Origin of the sequence: Pseudomonas sp. SIMBA_067, from assembly GCF_046534675.1 — a bacterium.
Classification (GTDB): Bacteria; Pseudomonadota; Gammaproteobacteria; order Pseudomonadales; family Pseudomonadaceae; genus Aquipseudomonas; species Aquipseudomonas putida.
In genome coordinates this window covers 1-230 of record NZ_JAWRYH010001484.1, presented here as the reverse complement: position 1 = coordinate 230, position 230 = coordinate 1, and the positions used below count along the sequence as shown (strand labels likewise).

The following is a 230-nucleotide window of genomic DNA, read 5'->3' as shown; positions in this document are numbered from 1 at the left end:
AGCGCCAGGCAGCGACACCGGTGGTATAGACTACACCATAGGCACAAACGGCTCGTACCTAAATGTGGGCGGTATTGAATCGACAGGTTTAGAGCTGTCAGCAAGTTATATGCTTAATAATGAGTGGAATGTATATAGCTCATACACCAATAATAGCTCTGAATACAAAGGCGATGCGCCAGGCTTTGAAGCAGGAGGCAAGGTAATTGATTCAGTAGATGATTTATTTG

1 protein-coding gene is annotated in these 230 nt (G+C 44.3%); it reads left to right on the top strand.

The features are described 5' to 3' along the window. A partial coding sequence (locus tag SB765_RS34370) for a hypothetical protein (protein WP_410933125.1) occupies positions 1-230 on the top strand: 230 nt, incomplete at both ends.